A 16,041-nucleotide genomic window follows, 5' to 3' on the forward strand; every position below is an offset into this window, starting at 1 on the left:
CCGGTCAGCCGCCGACGCTGAGTCCGGCGCCGGACAGTTCGACGCGGATGCCGTCCTTCTCGACGGAGACGTCCCGCAGGCGTACGTAGCCGTGGTCGCGGGGCAGTTCCGGCAGCCGGAAGGCGAGGGAGAGCCGGTCCGCGAGGGCGGGGCGGGTGAGCCGGGAGAGGCTGTCCAGCAGCGACGGGTCGAGACCCACCTTCCGCAGCAGCCAGGGGTGGTCGAGCGCGATGTCGATCAGGTTCATGCGCATCAGCCGGTGCACGAAGCGGGGCGAGCCGGTGAGTTCGGCGAGCTCGGTGTCGCTGCGCAGGGCCGCGCGCACGGCCCGGTCGGGCACGCCGGCGCGGTGCATGAGCGCGGGGATGGACAGCAGCCGCCTGGCCTTGTCGGTCTCGGCGGTGACGCGGGCGACCGAGCGGCGGCTCAGGTGCAGGCCCTGGGAGGGCCCGGTGCCGGGCCGGTAGGTGGCGAGGTCTCCGATGCTCAGGCTCATGCCGTCGATGTCCGTGCTGATGCCGGTGGTGCCCAGGCGCCGGATGGTGGCGTCGGCCCGGACCTTCAGGTCGTGTCCGGCGACGGGCAGGGTGCCGCGGGCCAGGACCTTGTCGCGGCCGTGCCCGGTGAAGGTGACCTGGGAGGCACCCAGTTCGCGGTTCATGTCGGCGAAGCTGAGCAGCACCTCGCCGTCCATGGCGTCGGCCTGCGCGCCGCTGATGCCGGTCAGGCCCTCGCCGCTGATCCGGACGTCGCGCACGGTCGCGGAGACCTCGGCGAGGGTGACGCGGTCGGCGGCGACGTCGGGGACGGTGACCTTCATCTCGTCGACGCGGCGGTCGGCGAGCTGGGTGAGGAAGGGGAAGCCCTCGATCTCCACCTCGGGGGCGGCCGTCAGCCTCATCTGCTGCTTGAGCTTCTGCGCGGCCTCGTGCTCGGCGTAGAGCAGGGCCCAGCGGTCGGCGAGCGTCAGGAAGGCGGCGAGGACGAGGACGGCGATGACGCCCTTCGCCGCGAGGGACAGGCCCGCGAAGCGGTTGCGGCGGCGGCTGCCGCGCCGGTGGTTGGGCGGCGACCACTCCTCGTCGTCGGGGTCGTCCGGCTCTTCGTGGAGGAACTCGTCGAGCGGGTTCCCGGCGAGGGCGGCGAGCTCGTCGTACGGGTTCGCGTACGCGCGCGTGTCCGGATCCGAGGGAACCGATTCCGTGTTCGGTCCATCAAAGGGGGTGCGGCCGTCGGATATGGGGTCGTCGGCTATGCGGTGGGGGGTACGCATCGGGTGATTCCACCACACACCCCCACCCTTCGCGCAAACAATCTTCACGACGCGCGAGTGGCCCACGGCGAAGAGCCGTGAGCCACTCGGACGTGCCCGAAGAAGCGCTGTGCCGCGCCTACTTGAGGATGGTGACGCGGTCCGCCTTCGGCGGGTCGATCGGCTTCTGCGCGGAGGAGTTCGCGGTCAGGTAGTCGCCGAACGCCTTGAGGTCGTCGCCGCCGACGAGCGGGTTCTTGCCCTGGCCGAGCGCCGTGAAGCCGTCGCCGCCGCCCGCGAGGAACGAGTTCATCGCGACACGGTAGGTGGCGGCGGGGTCGATGGCCGCGCCGTTCAGCTTGACCGTGTCGACGAGGAGACGGGCCGCGCCGGTCTTCTTCATGTCGATCGTGTACGTGAGCCCGGAGGACGGCTGAAGGACCCTCGGCGAGGCCTCGTTCGAGCCACTGACCTGCTGCTGGAGCGCCTCGACGACCTGTGCGCCGGTGAGGTCGACCAGGTTGACCGTGTTGCTGAACGGCTGGACGGCGAAGGCCTCGCGGTAGGTCACGACGCCGTCGCCCTCGCTGCCGCTCGCCTTGTGGACGAGGTCGGAGCGGACACCGCCGGCGTTCATCAGGGCCAGCGAGGTCTTCGGGTCCAGGGACTTGCCGTAGGCGAGCTGCGCGTCGGCGATCAGGTCACCGAGCGGCTCCTCCGGGGTCTTCGCGCCCCGGCCCAGGATGTCGGCGGAGATGTGGCCGACGGGACGGTTCGCGACCGGCGCGGCCAGCTTGTCCCAGCGGCCGATCAGCGAGGTCATGTCGGCGGCCTTGGGCTGGGTGCGGGCCACGACGTGGTTCGCGGACTTCACCGAGGTGCGCACGATGTCCCGGGTGCGGCGGTCGTAGGTCAGCGTGGTGTCCGTGTAGACCTTGCCGAACGAGGACGCGGAGGTGACCATGCGGGGCTTGCCGGACGGGTCCGGGATCGTGCACACGTAGGCCTGGTGGGTGTGGCCGGTGACGAGCGCGTCGACCTTCGGGGTGATGCCCTTGGCGATGTCGACGATCGGGCCGGAGATGCCGTCGCCGGCGCCCGGGGAGTCGCAGTCGTAGTTGTAGTCGCCCGAGGCCGGGGCGCCGCCCTCGTGGATGAGCGCGACGATCGACTTCACGCCCTGCTTGTCGAGGATCTTCGCGTACTTGTCGACGGTCTCGATCTCGTCGTGGAACTTGAGGCCCTTGACGCCGTCGGCGGTCACGACGTTCGGCGTGCCCTCCAGGGTGACGCCGATGAAGCCGACCTTCACGCCCTTGTTCTTCCACACCCAGTAGGGCTTGAGGATGGGCTTGCCGGTCTTCTCGTCCGTGACGTTGGCGGCGAGGTAGGGGTAGTCGGCGCCCTCGAAGGTGCGGCCGTCCTCGTAGCAGCCGGCGTCGGGGTGGCAGCCGCCGTTCTGCAGCCGGGCCAGCTCCTTGGCGCCCTCGTCGAACTCGTGGTTGCCGACGCTGGTGACGTCGAGGTCCAGCTGGTTCATGGCCTCGACGGTGGGCTCGTCGTGGAACAGGCCGGACAGCAGCGGGCTGCCGCCGACGAGGTCGCCCGCGGCGGCGGTCACGCTGTAGGGGTGGCCCTGGCGCGCGGTGCGCAGCGACGAGGCGAGGTACTCGACGCCGCCCGCGTCGATCGCCTTGCTGGTCCCGTCGGCCTGCTTCTCGGTGACCTGTCCGGAGGAGCCGGCCGGGGGCTCCAGGTTGCCGTGGAAGTCGTTGAAGGAGAGCAGCTGGACGTCCTGGTAGCGGCCCTGGCCGTGCCGGTCGCGGTCCTGCTGCGTGGCTCCTGCGGGCAGCGCGGCGACCAGCGCGCCGGCGGTGGCGAGCGTGGCGGTCGCGGCGAGCGCCGCTCTGATCCGGCGGCCCGGCCGGTTCCTCTTCACGGGCATGTGTCCCCCCTGCGGGTGCGGTGTCCGCGGCGCTCCTGCGCGACGACGGTGACCCGGGGCAGCCTAGAGTCAACGCGCGTAGCGCAACAGGGGGTTGCAGGTTACGAGGCGGTTGCCCTTCTCCGGGGCGGGGCGGCCCGTACCCTCGTAGCCATGACCACGGACTCCGCAAACGCCAGCGATCCGGCCGTTCCGGGCCGATCCATCGACACCCTGTCAGCTCTGTCCGCCGGGCAGGCCGGCGAGGTCCTCGCGCTGCTCGCCGAGGCCGCCAGGACCGACGGCCAGCAGGCCGTGTCGGAGCAGGGGCGGCTCCAGTTGCGGGGCGGCGAGCGCGAGGGCGTGCGGCATCTGCTGCTGACCGTCGGCGGGGAGCTCGCGGGTTACGCGCAGCTCGAGGACACCGACCCGGTCGAGGCGCCGGCCGCCGAGCTGGTCGTGCACCCCGCGCACCGCGGGCACGGGCACGGGCGGGCCCTGGGCGCGGCGCTGCTCGCCGCGTCCGGGAAGCGGCTGCGGGTGTGGGCGCACGGCGGGCACAGCGCGGCGCGGCACCTCGCGCAGGTGCTCGGCCTGACGCTGTTCCGCGAACTGCGGCAGATGCGGCGTTCGTTGAGCGACCTGGCGCTGCCGGACCCGGTGCTGCCTGCGGGAGTGCGGATCCGTACGTTCGTGCCGGGGCAGGACGACGCGGCGTGGCTCGCGGTGAACGCGGCGGCGTTCGCGCACCACCCCGAGCAGGGCTCGCTGACCCAGCGCGATCTGGACGACCGCAAGGCGGAGCCCTGGTTCGACCCGGCGGGCTTCTTCCTGGCGTTCCAGGGGGACGAGCTGGTCGGCTTCCACTGGACGAAGGTGCACGCCGCGGAGCGGATCGGCGAGGTGTACGTGGTCGGCGTGGCGCCGGGGAACCAGGGCGGCGGGCTCGGCAAGGCGCTCACGACGACGGGGCTGCGGCACCTCGCGGCGGCCGGTCTGCCGACGGCGATGCTCTACGTCGACGCGGACAACAAGGCGGCGGTGAGCGTGTACGAGCGGCTCGGCTTCAGTACGTACGAGACGGATCTGATGTACCGCACAGAGTCCTGACCTGGGGTTTCACCCCGTAGCAAGGCATGGAGGGGCCGGTGTCGCTTGACGCCGGCCCCTCTCTTGCATCACCCTTTCACTACTTGATTAGTGAAAGTAGTGAAAGGGGGGTACGACGTGGCAGGGGACACGGGGCCCGTCATCGAGTTCCGCATCGACCGCTCCAGCGGCGTCGCCACCTACCTGCAGATCGTCCACCAGACCGAGCAGGCCCTCCGCCTGGGCCTGCTGGAGCCCGGCGACAAGCTGCCCACCGCCCGCGAGGTCGTCGAGGCGACGGCCATCAACCCGAACACGGTGCTGAAGGCGTACCGCGAGCTGGAGCGCTCCGGACTCGTCGAAGCCCGCCGCGGCCTGGGCACGTTCGTCCGCAGATCACTGGGCTCGTCCCCCGCCGACTCGCCGCTGCGAGCCGAGCTGGAGGACTGGACGAGACGCGCGAAGGAGGCAGGGCTCGACCGCGAGGACGTGGCCGCCCTGTTCGGCAGCGCGCTGGACGCACACTTCCGCACCACGAGCAGCACCAAGGGGACAGCATGACCACGGCCATCGAGGCGACCGGCCTCGTCAAGCGCTACGGGCGGCGAGGCATCGCCGCCCTCGACCACTGCGCGTTCCGGCTCCCGGCCGGCCGCGTCAGCGCCCTGGTGGGACCCAACGGCGCCGGCAAGTCCACCCTGCTGGCCATCGCCGCCGGACTCCTGCGCCCCACCTCCGGCCGCGTCACCGTCCTCGGCGGCGCCCCCGGCGAGCACCGCGCCAAGGTCGCGTACCTGTCCCAGGACAAGCCCCTCTACCCCCAGCTGACGATCGCCGACACCCTGCGCCTGGGCGCCGAGCTCAACCCCGGCCGCTGGGACGCCCCGTACGCGGCGGGCATCGTCGCGCAGGGCGACCTCGACCCGAAGGCGCGGGTCCGCTCGCTCTCCGGCGGCCAGCGCACCCGCGTCGCCCTCGCCCTGGCCCTCGGCAAGCGGCCCGAACTGATGCTGCTCGACGAGCCCATGGCCGACCTCGACCCGCTCGCCCGGCACGAGCTCATGGGCACCCTGATGGCCGACGCCGCCGAACACGGCACGACCGTCCTGATGTCCTCGCACATCGTCGCCGAGCTCTCCGACGCCTGCGACCACCTGCTCCTGCTGGGCGGCGGCCGCATCCGGCTCGGCGGCGGCATCGACGACCTCATCGGCGCCCACAGCCTCGTCACCGGCCGCGGCGACCTCACCGGCCACACCGTCGTCGAGTCCCGCGCCTCCGGCCGCGGCATCACCGCGCTGATCCGCCGCGACGGCGCGCTCGGCGCCGGCTGGGCCGTCCAGGAGCCCTCCCTGGAGGAACTGCTCCTCGCCCACCTGCGCTCCCCCGACGCCCCGGCGCTGCTCACCCCGAGCACCGGCCCGGCCCCCGCCCCGCTGACCACGGAGGTGTCCGCGTGAGCGCCCCCGCCCTCGAGAAGGACACCCCGCGCGTCCGGCGCACCCTGCCCGGCCCCGACGGCCTCGTCTGGACGACCCTGCGCCTGCACCGCACCGCCCTGTGGGCCTGGACCGGATACGTCGCGATCAGCCTCGGCCTGCTGCTGTGGCTGTGGGGCCCGGGCTCCGGCGAGGCCCGGCGCGCCTTCGACTCCCTCGGCTACGAGGGCGCCTTCGAAGCCGCCCGCCACGACCTCGGCTGGGGCTTCTTCCTCACCTTCGACTCCCTCTTCTACGATCCGCTGACCTGGGCGCGCATCGCCGCGGTCGCCGTCTCCCTCTTCGCCGCCGGACCACTGATCGCGCGCGAACTGGAGTCGGGCACCGTCCAGTTGGCCTGGACGCAGTCCGTGCCCCCGGCCCGCTGGCTCGCCGCGAAGCTCGCGGTGCCCGCCCTGTCCGTCACGCTCGGCACCACCCTGATCGTCGTGCTGTACCGCCTGGTCTGGGACGACCGCAACCACCTGCTCGTCGCCGGCATCGGCCCGCGCGACCTCGCCTTCTCCGTCGGCCCCGCGACCGTCGCGAACGCCCTGTTCGGCCTCGCCCTCGGCGTCCTCGCCGCGCTCGTGCTGCGCCGCACCCTGCCCGCGCTCGCCGTCGCCGGCATCGGCACCTACCTGGCCGGCGCGTTCCGCGGCAACTCCTGGCCCTTCCAGGGCAGCCACCAGCAGCCCGAACTGCCCGTGCACAGCCGGGCCGTCACCTCCACCGGCGCCGAGATCCGCGACCCCGGCTGCACCACACAGGCCTGCCTGGACCGGCACGACATCACCGGCTTCACCCGCCACTACCTCCCCTCGCCCGACTACTGGCCCCGCCAGCTCGCCGAGACGGGCGTCCTCCTCGCCCTGACCGCCCTCGCCGTCGCCGCCGCCTTCCTCGTCCTGCGCCGGCACCAGCCCCGCCGCAAGGAGGCCTCCGCATGAGCGCCCTGACCTTCTCGCCCCGCACCGGCCTCACCTGGACGGTCCTCCGTCTCCACCGGGCCGCCCTGTGGCTCTGGGTCGCCTACGTCGCGCTCTGCGCGGGCGTGCAGCTGTGGCTCATCGGCCCCGGCACCTCCGGGCTCGGCATCGTCGGCCGCTGCGTCGCCGGAGTGGCCAACTCCTGCGTCGCCCAGGGCCCGACCGCGGGCGCCTACGGCTTCGCGACCCTCTCGGTCGACGTCACGCTCGCCGCGGTGCCGCTCGCCGCCGCGCTGTACACCGGCGCGCTCGTCCTCGGCCGCGAACTGGAGCGCGGGACCGCCCAGTTGACCTGGGCGCAGTCCGTCACCCCGGTCCGCTGGCTCACCGCGAAGCTGGCCCTCCCGGCCCTGCTCCTCACCCTCGGCACCGGGCTCCTCGTCGCCCTGCGCCAGGCCGTCGTGGCGCGGGCCCCCGGCCTCACCGACAACCAGTGGTACGCCGCCGGCTCCTTCGACACCCTCGGCAGCGTCGCCGTCGCCCTGCCCCTGCTGGGGCTGGCCTGCGGGGCGCTCGGCGCGCTGCTGCACCGGCGGGCCCTGCCCGCGGCCGCGACCTCCGGAGTGCTGCTCCTCGTCCTCTCCACCCTCCTCGGACAGCTGCGCCCGCACCTGTGGAGCACCCGCACGGTCACCGGCTCCGTCGAGCAGGGCTACCGCTTCTTCGCCGGCGAGCTCACCGGTGAGGGTGCGATCACGGGCTCCGGGGCGCGGATCGACGACCCGATGTGCGTCGACGACCGCGGCTGCCTCACCGAGCACAACATCACGGGCTTCTACCGCGAGGGCCATCCCCCGGCCCATTTCTGGCCCATGCAGCTCGTGGAGACGGGGGTCGTCCTGGCCCTGGTCTCGGCGCTGGCGTACGCGGCGTTCTGGCTCCTGCGCCGCCGCGTCCCGTCTGCCCGGTAGCTGTCTCGTCGCGGGGTGCGGGCCGGTGGGGGCTGGTCGCGCAGTTCCCCGCGCCCCTGGAGATGCGCACTTCGTGCGCGATCTCCATCGGGGCGGTGCCCCATCGGGGAAATGCGGCGCGAAGCGCCATGCATTTCAGGGGCGCGGGGAACTGCGCGACCAGCCCCCACCGGGCGGCACCCGGCGACGAAACGGTCGAAGTCACGGCGCGTGCAGGCCAGCCCCAGATAGCCCGCACGTCATGTCGCCGTAACCAACGATTCAGACGACCTTGCGACCCTCACGGAATGCAGCCCCCCGCACCCGTTCCCGACCCCCCGACGGAGTCCAACGCGCTCAACGGTGCCTCCGCGCGGAAGAATGGGCGCATGAGCCAGCCGAACGCCGCCCAGGACCAGTCGTCCCCCAAGGCCCAGCCCTCCGTAGGCTCCCTCGCCGCCCACCGCCCGCATCCCGTCGCGGCCGGTGACTTCGACGCGAAGCTCGCCGGGATCGTCGCCGACATCGACGCGGATCCGGACGACTACGAGGAGGACTACAGCGGCCGCGCGGACGGGGACGAACTCCCGCAGGGGCGTTTCCTGGACCGCGAGCGCAGCTGGCTGGCGTTCAACGAGCGGGTCCTGGAGCTCGCCGAGGACCCGAACACACCACTCCTGGAGCGCGCCAACTTCCTGGCCATCTTCGCCTCGAACCTCGACGAGTTCTTCATGGTGCGGGTCGCGGGACTCAAGCGCCGTATCGCGACCGGCGTCGCCACCCGCTCCGCCTCGGGCCTGCAGCCCCGTGAGGTCCTGGAGCTGATCTGGAACCGCTCGCGCGAGCTCATGGCCCGGCACGCCGCCTGCTACCAGGAGGAGGTCGCCCCGGCGCTCGCCGACGAGGGCGTCCACATCGTCCGCTGGCACGAGCTGACGGAGAAGGAGCAGGCCCGGCTCTACACGCTGTACATGCAGCAGATCTTCCCGGTGCTGACCCCGCTGGCCGTCGACCCCGCGCACCCCTTCCCGTACATCTCGGGCCTCTCCCTGAACCTCGCGGTCGTCGTCAGCAACCCGGTCTCCGGCCACCGCCACTTCGCCCGCGTCAAGGTCCCGCCGCTGCTGTCCCGCTTCCTGGAGGCCTCTCCGCAGCGCTACGTGCCGATCGAGGACGTGATCTCCGCGCCCCGGCACCTGGGCGAGCTGTTCCCCGGCATGACGATCGAGGAGCACCACATGTTCCGCGTGACGCGGAACGAGGACCTGGAGGTCGAGGAGGACGACGCCGAGAACCTCCTCAAGGCGCTGGAGAAGGAGCTCATGCGGCGCCGTTTCGGCCCGCCGGTGCGCCTGGAGGTCGAGGAGACCATCGACTCCGAGGTCCTCAGCCTCCTCGTGCGGGAGCTGAAGATCAGCGAGTCGGAGGTGTACCCGCTGCCGGGGCCGCTCGACCTGACCGGGCTGTTCTCCATAGCGGGCCTGGACCGGCCCGAGCTGAAGTACCCGAAGTTCGTCGCGGGCACGCACCGTGACCTCGCCGAGGTCGAGTCCGCGTCGGCGCCCGACATCTTCGCGGCGCTGCGCAGCCACGACGTGCTCCTGCACCACCCCTACGACTCGTTCTCCACGTCCGTGCAGGCGTTCCTGGAGCAGGCCGCGCAGGACCCGGACGTCCTCGCGATCAAGCAGACGCTGTACCGGACCTCGGGCGACTCCCCGATCGTCGACGCGCTGATAGAGGCGGCGGAGGCCGGCAAGCAGGTCCTGGTCCTCGTCGAGATCAAGGCCCGCTTCGACGAGCAGGCCAACATCAAGTGGGCCCGCAAGCTGGAGGAGGCCGGCTGCCACGTGGTCTACGGCCTCGTCGGCCTGAAGACGCACTGCAAGCTGTCCCTGGTCGTGCGCCAGGAGGGCGACACCCTCGTCCGCTACAGCCACGTCGGCACCGGCAACTACCACCCGAAGACCGCCCGCCTCTACGAGGACCTCGGCCTGCTCACCGCGAACCAGGACGTGGGCGCCGACCTGTCCGACCTGTTCAACCGGCTGTCCGGCTACTCGCGCCGCGCCACCTACCGCCGCCTCCTGGTCGCCCCGCGCTCGCTGCGCACCGGCCTGGTCACGCGGATCGAGCAGGAGGTCCAGCACCACCGCGCGGGCCGCCCGGCGTACGTCAAGATCAAGGTCAACTCGATGGTCGACGAGGCGGTCATCGACGCCCTCTACCGGGCCTCGCAGGCGGGCGTGCCCGTCGACGTGTGGGTGCGCGGCATCTGCGCCGTGCGCCCCGGCGTCGCGGGCCTGTCCGAGAACATCCGGGTCCGCTCGGTCCTCGGCCGCTTCCTGGAGCACTCGCGGGTCTTCGCGTTCGGCAACGGCGGCGACCCCGAGGTCTGGTTCGGCAGCGCCGACATGATGCACCGCAACCTCGACCGCCGGATCGAGGCCCTGGTCCGCGTCGACGACCCGGCGCACCGCGCGGCCCTGAACCGGCTGCTCGAAACGGGGATGTCCGACACCACCGCCTCCTGGCACCTCGGCCCGGACGGCGAGTGGACCCGGCACGCGACGGACGCGGACGGGCGCCCCCTGCGCAACGTACAGGAGATGCTCATAGACGCCCGGAGGCGCCGGCGTGGCACAGCAACACCTTGAGTCCAGCGAGGCGTACGACACGGACGCCGTGCTCGGAGCCCATCTGCGGGGCCGGGCGACCGACTTCCTGCGTGCGCTGCGGCAGCACCGGGAGTCCGGCGCGGCCGGCGACACGGCGGACGCGGCCCGCGCCCTGCGCCGCGCCGCCCGCCGCATCAGCGGCACCCTGCACACGTTCCGGCCGCTGCTCGACGCCGAGTGGTCCGACGCGCTGCGGCCCGAGCTGGCCTGGCTGTCCGGCACCCTGGCCCACGAGCACGCGTACGGGGACCGGCTGGCGCGGCTCGCGGAGGCCCTGCACCGGCTGACCACCAGCACGGTCGCGCCGCCCGCCCAGCGTGCCGAGCACGGGGCTCCGGCGGCGCCGCCCGGCCGGGAGACCCTCGCGCTGGGCGCGGCGAAGGCGGCCGCGCTGCTCGACCGCCAGCTGACCCTGGCCAGGACGCGGGCGCACAGCACGGCGCTCCAGGCCCTCGGCAGCTCCCGCTTCCACGCGGTGGCGGACAGTGTCGCGGTGCTGGCCAGCGAGGTGCCGCTGTCCGGCGTGGACGCGCCGCTCCACCGGTTCGCGGCGGAGGCGGAGGCCCGGCTCGCCGAGGCCGTCACCGCGCTGGGCGGCCGGCCCCCGTACAGCCAGTACGACTCGGGCTCGGACACGCCCTGGCACCACGTGCGGCTGCTGCTGCGCCTGCACCGCTACGCCCTGGAGGTCGTCCCGGGCCCGCCCGCCGACGCCGTACGCCTGTCGTCGGCGGCGCACGCCCTGAACGCGCACCGGGACGCCGCCGAGGCGGCCGCCGCCGCGTCCCAGGCGGCCCGCACCCCGCGCATCGCCCCGCCGACCGCGTACGCCCTGGGCGTGCTCCACGCGGACCAGCGGCATCAGGTGGAGGCGGCGCGGGAGGCGTTCCTGGACGCGTGGCGCCGGGAGCCGGTGAGCACGCCATGACCGTGTACGGGGACGACGGCGCGGTCCTGGCGGCGGGCTGTGTCCTGTGGCGCCGCTCCCCGGGCGCCGGCGGCGTGCAGGTCTGCCTCGTCCACCGGCCGAAGTACGACGACTGGTCGCACCCCAAGGGCAAGCTCAAGCGGGGTGAGACCACGCTGGCCTGCGCGCTGCGCGAGGTGCGCGAGGAGACCGGGTTCGCGTGCGTGCCGGGCGCCGTGCTGCCCGAGGTGCGGTATCTCGCGCAGGGCGTCGCGAAGCGGGTCAGCTACTGGGCGGCCGAGGCCGCGGAGGGCGCTTTCGCGCCGAGCCGCGAGGTGGACCGGCTGGTGTGGCTGGCGCCCGCGAAGGCCCGCGCCAAGCTCACCCAGCCCCGTGACCGCAGGCTCGTCGACGCCCTGCTGAACTCGCTCGACGTAATCACTCCGTGACCTAACCGCACCGCCCGCTGAGGTTCACCCGCCGTTCACTCTCGCCCATCGGCCGCTTCACCTGATCTGCCTAATTTCGGCCTTGTGCGGTGAGCCCCCCGGCACCGGGGAGCACGCCATCGCTCGACTGAAAATCCGCAGACTTTCGCACGCCGCCAGACGACACGCGGCCGGCGGCTCCTGGAAGGAACATCCGAAAGTGAAGCTTCAGCGCAAGAACCGGCTCCGCGCCCTCTCCCTCGGCGCTCTCGCCGTCACTGGCGCCCTGGCCCTCACGGCGTGCGGCTCGGACGACACGGGCACCAACGGCGGCAGCAGCGGCGGCCCCTCCGCCAAGGCCGGCAACATCAAGTGTGACGACGCCAAGGGCCAGCTCCTCGGCTCCGGCTCCTCCGCCCAGGCCAACGCGATCGACGCCTGGCGCAAGGCCTACTCGCAGGCCTGCTCCGGCGTGCAGATCAACTACAAGCCCGACGGATCGGGCGCCGGCATCGAGGCCTTCAACCAGGGCCAGGTCGCCTTCGCCGGTTCCGACTCCCCGCTGAAGCCGGAAGAGGTCGCCGCCTCCAAGAAGGTCTGCAAGACCGGCCAGGGCATCGACCTGCCGATGGTCGGCGGCCCGATCGCCGTCGCGTACAACCTGGACGGCGTCGACAACCTCGTCCTGGACGCCCCGACCCTCGCCAAGATCTTCGACTCGAAGATCACCAAGTGGGACGACGCGGCGATCAAGAAGCTGAACCCCGACGCGAAGCTCCCGTCGACGAAGATCCAGGCCTTCCACCGCTCCGAGGAGTCCGGCACCACGGACAACTTCACCAAGTACCTCGGCGCCGCGGCCAAGTCCGACTGGAAGTACGAGCACGGCAAGGCGTGGATGGCCAAGGACGGCCAGTCCGCCCAGGGCTCCTCCGGTGTCGCCCAGCAGGTCAAGCAGACCGCCGGCGCCATCGGCTACATGGAGCTCTCCTACGCCAAGGGCATGAACACGGTCGACATCGCCACCGGTGCCGCCTCCCCGGTCAAGGCCACGACGGACAACGCCTCGAAGGCGATCGCCGACGCCAAGATCGTGGGCTCCGGCAAGGACCTCTCCCTGGAGCTGAACTACGGCACCAAGGCCGAGGGCGCCTACCCGATCGTCCTGGTCACGTACGAGATCGCCTGCGACAAGGGCAACAAGGCCGAGACCCTGGCCGCCACCAAGTCGTTCCTCACCTACATGGCGAGCGACGAGGGCCAGGCCTCCCTGGCCGACCTGGGCTACGCCCCGATCCCGGCCGAGATCAACGCGAAGGTCCGCGAGACCGTCGCCGGCCTGAGCTGACCCAGAGTGCGGGCCGCCCGGCATCCGGGCGGCCCGCACCGTCCGGTGCACCGCCGCCAGAAGTCCCCGCCCCGACCCGGGTGACGAGGGCTTCGCAGACCGGAGAATCCCCATGGACATATCTACGCAATCACCCGCGCCACCAGCGCCCGCCGATCGCCCGACCCCCGCCCAGCACAAGCGCGCGGCCCGCGGCGCCACCCGCCCCGGCGACCGGATCTTCCTCGGTCTCTCGCGCGGCTCCGGCATCCTGCTGCTGGTGATCATGGCCGCGATCGCGGTCTTCCTGACCTACCGCGCCTCGCTGGTCCTCTCGAAGAACGAGGGCAACTTCCTCACGACCTTCGAGTGGAACGCGACCGGTACCCCGCCCGTCTTCGGCATCGCCGTCCTCGCCTTCGGCACCATCGTCACCTCGGTCATCGCCATGGTGATCGCGGTCCCGGTGTCCGTCGGCATCGCGCTGTTCATCACGCACTACGCGCCGAAGAAGCTGGGCGGCCCCATCGCCTACGTCGTCGACCTGCTGGCCGCCGTGCCGTCCATCGTGTACGGCCTGTGGGGCGCCCTGTTCCTGGTGCCGCACATGGAGGGCCTGTTCGGCTGGCTCGACCAGTACTTCGGCTGGACCGGCATCTTCGAGTGGCAGGGCGGCGCCCCGCGCACCCTGCTCACCGTCGGCATCCTGCTGGCGATCATGATCCTGCCGATCATCACGAACGTCTCCCGCGAGGTCTTCCGGCAGGCCCCCCTGATGCACCAGGAGGCGGCCCTCGCCCTCGGTGCCACCCGCTGGGAGGTCATCCGCATGTCGGTGATCCCCTTCGGCCGCTCCGGCGTCATCTCCGCCTCGATGCTCGGCCTCGGCCGCGCGCTCGGCGAGACGATGGCCGTCGCCACGGTCCTCTCCCCCGACTTCCTGATCCACACGAGCCTGCTCGACCCGGGCGGCGGCACGTTCGCGCAGAACATCGCCGCGAAGTTCTCCGAGGCCAACGACCAGGGCCGTGACGCCCTGATCGCCTCGGGTCTGGTCCTCTTCGTCATCACGCTGCTGGTCAACGGCGCCGCCCGGCTGATCATCGCCCGCCGCAAGGAGTACTCGGGGGCCAACGCATGAGCCACGCGACCGTACCTGTGAAGCGCCCCGACTCCCTGAGCGCCGCGCGCCTGCCCCGCTGGTCCCCCTGGGCCATCGCGGTCGGCTCGGTCGCCGCGGGCTGCGCGATCGGCCTCGGCGCCGGCCTCGACAGCCGCATCCAGTGGGGCCTGCTCGCCGCGCTCCTGTTCGTCCTCGTCACGTTCGCGCTGGCCGCGAAGGTCGAGGGCACCCGCCAGGCCAAGGACCGCGTCGCGACCAGCATCGTCTGGGTCGCGTTCGTCCTCGCCGTGATCCCGCTGGCCTCCCTCGTCTACGAGACGGTCAAGCGCGGCATCAAGGTCCTCGACCCGTACTTCCTGACCCACTCGATGGGCTTCGTCACCAGCATGGAGACGGGCGGCGGCATCTACCACGCCATCCTCGGCACCCTGGAGCAGGTCGGCATCGCCACCCTGATCTCGGTGCCGATCGGCCTCCTGACGGCGATCTACCTGGTCGAGTACGGCCGCGGCAAGCTCGCCAAGGCGGTCACCTTCTTCGTCGACGTCATGACGGGTGTCCCGTCGATCGTCGCGGGCCTGTTCATCCTGTCCTTCTGGATCCTGATCCTCGGCTTCGGGTTCTCCGGCTTCGCCGGCTCGATGGCCCTCTCGATCCTGATGATCCCGGTCGTGGTCCGCTCCACCGAGGAGATGCTCAAGCTCGTCCCGAACGAGCTGCGCGAGGCCTCCCTGGCGCTCGGCGTCCCGAAGTGGCGCACCATCCTGAAGGTCGTCCTGCCGACCTCGATCGGCGGCATCACCACCGGCGTGATGCTCGCGGTCGCCCGTATCGCGGGAGAGACGGCCCCCGTGCTGCTCCTCGTGTTCGGCAACCCGCTGATCAACGGCAACCCCTTCGAAGGCCCGCAGGCCTCGCTGCCGCTCTACATCTACGAGCAGTACGCGAAGAGCGGCGGCAACGAGGCCGCGTACGACCGCGCCTGGGCCGCCGCCCTGGTCCTCATCGCCTTCATCATGATCCTCAACCTCGTGGCCCGCGGCATCGCCCGCTGGAAGGCCCCGAAGACGGGCCGCTGACGCGGCTATCTCGAAGCACTCAGCGACTCGACCCGGAAGTAGTGAACAAGTCATGGCCAAGCGAATCGACGTAAGCGGACTCACCGCCTACTACGGATCCCACAAGGCGATCGAAGACATCTCGATGACCGTCGAGCCCCGCTCGGTGACGGCCTTCATCGGCCCCTCCGGCTGCGGCAAGTCGACGTTCCTGCGCACCCTGAACCGCATGCACGAGGTCACCCCCGGCGGCCGCGTCGAGGGCAAGGTGATGCTGGACGACGAGGACCTGTACGGGTCCGCCGTCGACCCGGTCGCGGTGCGGCGCACCGTCGGCATGGTCTTCCAGCGCCCCAACCCCTTCCCCACCATGTCGATCTTCGACAACGTGGCGGCGGGCCTGCGCCTCAACGGCAAGTACAAGAAGTCCGAGCTGAACGACATCGTCGAGCGGTCCCTCAAGGGCGCCAACCTCTGGAACGAGGTCAAGGACCGCCTGAACAAGCCGGGCTCCGGCCTCTCCGGCGGTCAGCAGCAGCGTCTGTGCATCGCCCGCGCGATCGCGGTCGAGCCGGACGTCCTGCTCATGGACGAGCCCTGCTCCGCCCTGGACCCGATCTCGACCCTCGCCATCGAGGACCTGATCGGTGAGCTGAAGGAGCGCTTCACGATCGTCATCGTGACGCACAACATGCAGCAGGCGGCCCGTGTCTCGGACCGCACCGCGTTCTTCAACCTCGCGGCGGTCGGCCAGCCCGGCCGGCTCGTCGAGATCGACGAGACGGAGCGCATCTTCTCCAACCCGTCGGTCCAGGCCACGGAGGACTACATCTCGGGCCGCTTCGGCTAGACCCGACTCCCCCGACCCCTCGTGGTGCTGCATGGCGGTGCCACCACG

The 16,041-nt window shown here is 71.8% G+C and carries 14 protein-coding genes; 12 read left to right on the top strand and 2 right to left on the bottom strand.

The window, feature by feature from the left end:
* Nucleotides 1-4 precede the first annotated feature (4 nt).
* Both IAG42_RS16435 and IAG42_RS16440 read right to left on the bottom strand, forming a co-directional pair.
* Nucleotides 5-1,273, bottom strand: coding sequence for an LmeA family phospholipid-binding protein (locus tag IAG42_RS16435; protein WP_188337742.1), 1,269 nt, complete (start codon nt 1,271-1,273; stop codon nt 5-7).
* 118 nt (nt 1,274-1,391) lie between these two features.
* Nucleotides 1,392-3,197 (bottom strand): bifunctional metallophosphatase/5'-nucleotidase, encoded by a 1,806-nt coding sequence (locus tag IAG42_RS16440; RefSeq protein ID WP_188337743.1) that lies wholly within the window; start codon nt 3,195-3,197, stop codon nt 1,392-1,394.
* Between the two features lie 153 nt (nt 3,198-3,350).
* Between IAG42_RS16440 and mshD the strand changes: the two genes are divergently transcribed.
* The 12 genes from mshD (at nt 3,351) to pstB (ending at nt 15,993) form a co-directional block, all read left to right on the top strand.
* Nucleotides 3,351-4,286, top strand: a complete 936-nt coding sequence (gene mshD / locus IAG42_RS16445) for a mycothiol synthase (RefSeq protein WP_188337744.1) — start codon at nt 3,351-3,353, stop codon at nt 4,284-4,286.
* A gap of 117 nt (nt 4,287-4,403) precedes the next feature.
* Entirely contained in the window at nt 4,404-4,826 is a 423-nt protein-coding gene (locus IAG42_RS16450; RefSeq protein WP_188337745.1) for a GntR family transcriptional regulator, read from the top strand.
* Nucleotides 4,823-5,725: an ABC transporter ATP-binding protein gene (locus IAG42_RS16455; protein WP_188337746.1), complete on the top strand. Its 903-nt coding sequence runs from the start codon at nt 4,823-4,825 to the stop codon at nt 5,723-5,725. The genes IAG42_RS16450 and IAG42_RS16455 overlap by 4 nt, the downstream gene beginning before the upstream one ends.
* Entirely contained in the window at nt 5,722-6,693 is a 972-nt protein-coding gene (locus IAG42_RS16460; protein ID WP_188337747.1) for a hypothetical protein, read from the top strand. Before IAG42_RS16455 ends, IAG42_RS16460 begins: the two co-directional genes overlap by 4 nt.
* Nucleotides 6,690-7,643 carry an ABC transporter permease gene (locus IAG42_RS16465; RefSeq protein ID WP_188337748.1) on the top strand — a complete coding sequence of 318 codons (954 nt, stop codon included), beginning with the start codon at nt 6,690-6,692 and terminating at the stop codon, nt 7,641-7,643. The genes IAG42_RS16460 and IAG42_RS16465 overlap by 4 nt, the downstream gene beginning before the upstream one ends.
* A 368-nt stretch (nt 7,644-8,011) precedes the next feature.
* Nucleotides 8,012-10,279 carry an RNA degradosome polyphosphate kinase gene (locus IAG42_RS16470; RefSeq protein ID WP_384629667.1) on the top strand — a complete coding sequence of 756 codons (2,268 nt, stop codon included), beginning with the start codon at nt 8,012-8,014 and terminating at the stop codon, nt 10,277-10,279.
* The gene (locus IAG42_RS16475) at nt 10,260-11,228 is read left to right on the top strand and encodes a CHAD domain-containing protein (RefSeq protein WP_188337750.1); all 969 of its coding nucleotides are present in this window, start codon (nt 10,260-10,262) and stop codon (nt 11,226-11,228) included. Before IAG42_RS16470 ends, IAG42_RS16475 begins: the two co-directional genes overlap by 20 nt.
* The gene (locus IAG42_RS16480) at nt 11,225-11,656 is read left to right on the top strand and encodes an NUDIX hydrolase (RefSeq protein WP_188337751.1); all 432 of its coding nucleotides are present in this window, start codon (nt 11,225-11,227) and stop codon (nt 11,654-11,656) included. Before IAG42_RS16475 ends, IAG42_RS16480 begins: the two co-directional genes overlap by 4 nt.
* 199 nt (nt 11,657-11,855) lie before the next feature.
* Complete coding sequence (gene pstS, locus IAG42_RS16485; RefSeq protein WP_188337752.1) at nt 11,856-12,983, top strand: phosphate ABC transporter substrate-binding protein PstS; 1,128 nt, start codon at nt 11,856-11,858, stop codon at nt 12,981-12,983.
* A gap of 112 nt (nt 12,984-13,095) precedes the next feature.
* On the top strand, nt 13,096-14,103 hold the full coding sequence (gene pstC, locus IAG42_RS16490; protein WP_188337753.1) for a phosphate ABC transporter permease subunit PstC: 1,008 nt from the start codon (nt 13,096-13,098) through the stop codon (nt 14,101-14,103).
* Nucleotides 14,100-15,164: a phosphate ABC transporter permease PstA gene (gene pstA / locus IAG42_RS16495; RefSeq protein WP_188337754.1), complete on the top strand. Its 1,065-nt coding sequence runs from the start codon at nt 14,100-14,102 to the stop codon at nt 15,162-15,164. Before pstC ends, pstA begins: the two co-directional genes overlap by 4 nt.
* 52 nt (nt 15,165-15,216) lie before the next feature.
* A complete protein-coding gene (gene pstB, locus IAG42_RS16500; RefSeq protein WP_188337755.1) occupies nt 15,217-15,993 on the top strand; it encodes a phosphate ABC transporter ATP-binding protein PstB in 777 nt (258 codons plus the stop codon).
* Nucleotides 15,994-16,041 lie beyond the last annotated feature (48 nt).

The organism is Streptomyces xanthii (assembly GCF_014621695.1).
In the GTDB taxonomy this organism is placed as follows: Bacteria; Actinomycetota; Actinomycetes; order Streptomycetales; family Streptomycetaceae; genus Streptomyces; species Streptomyces xanthii.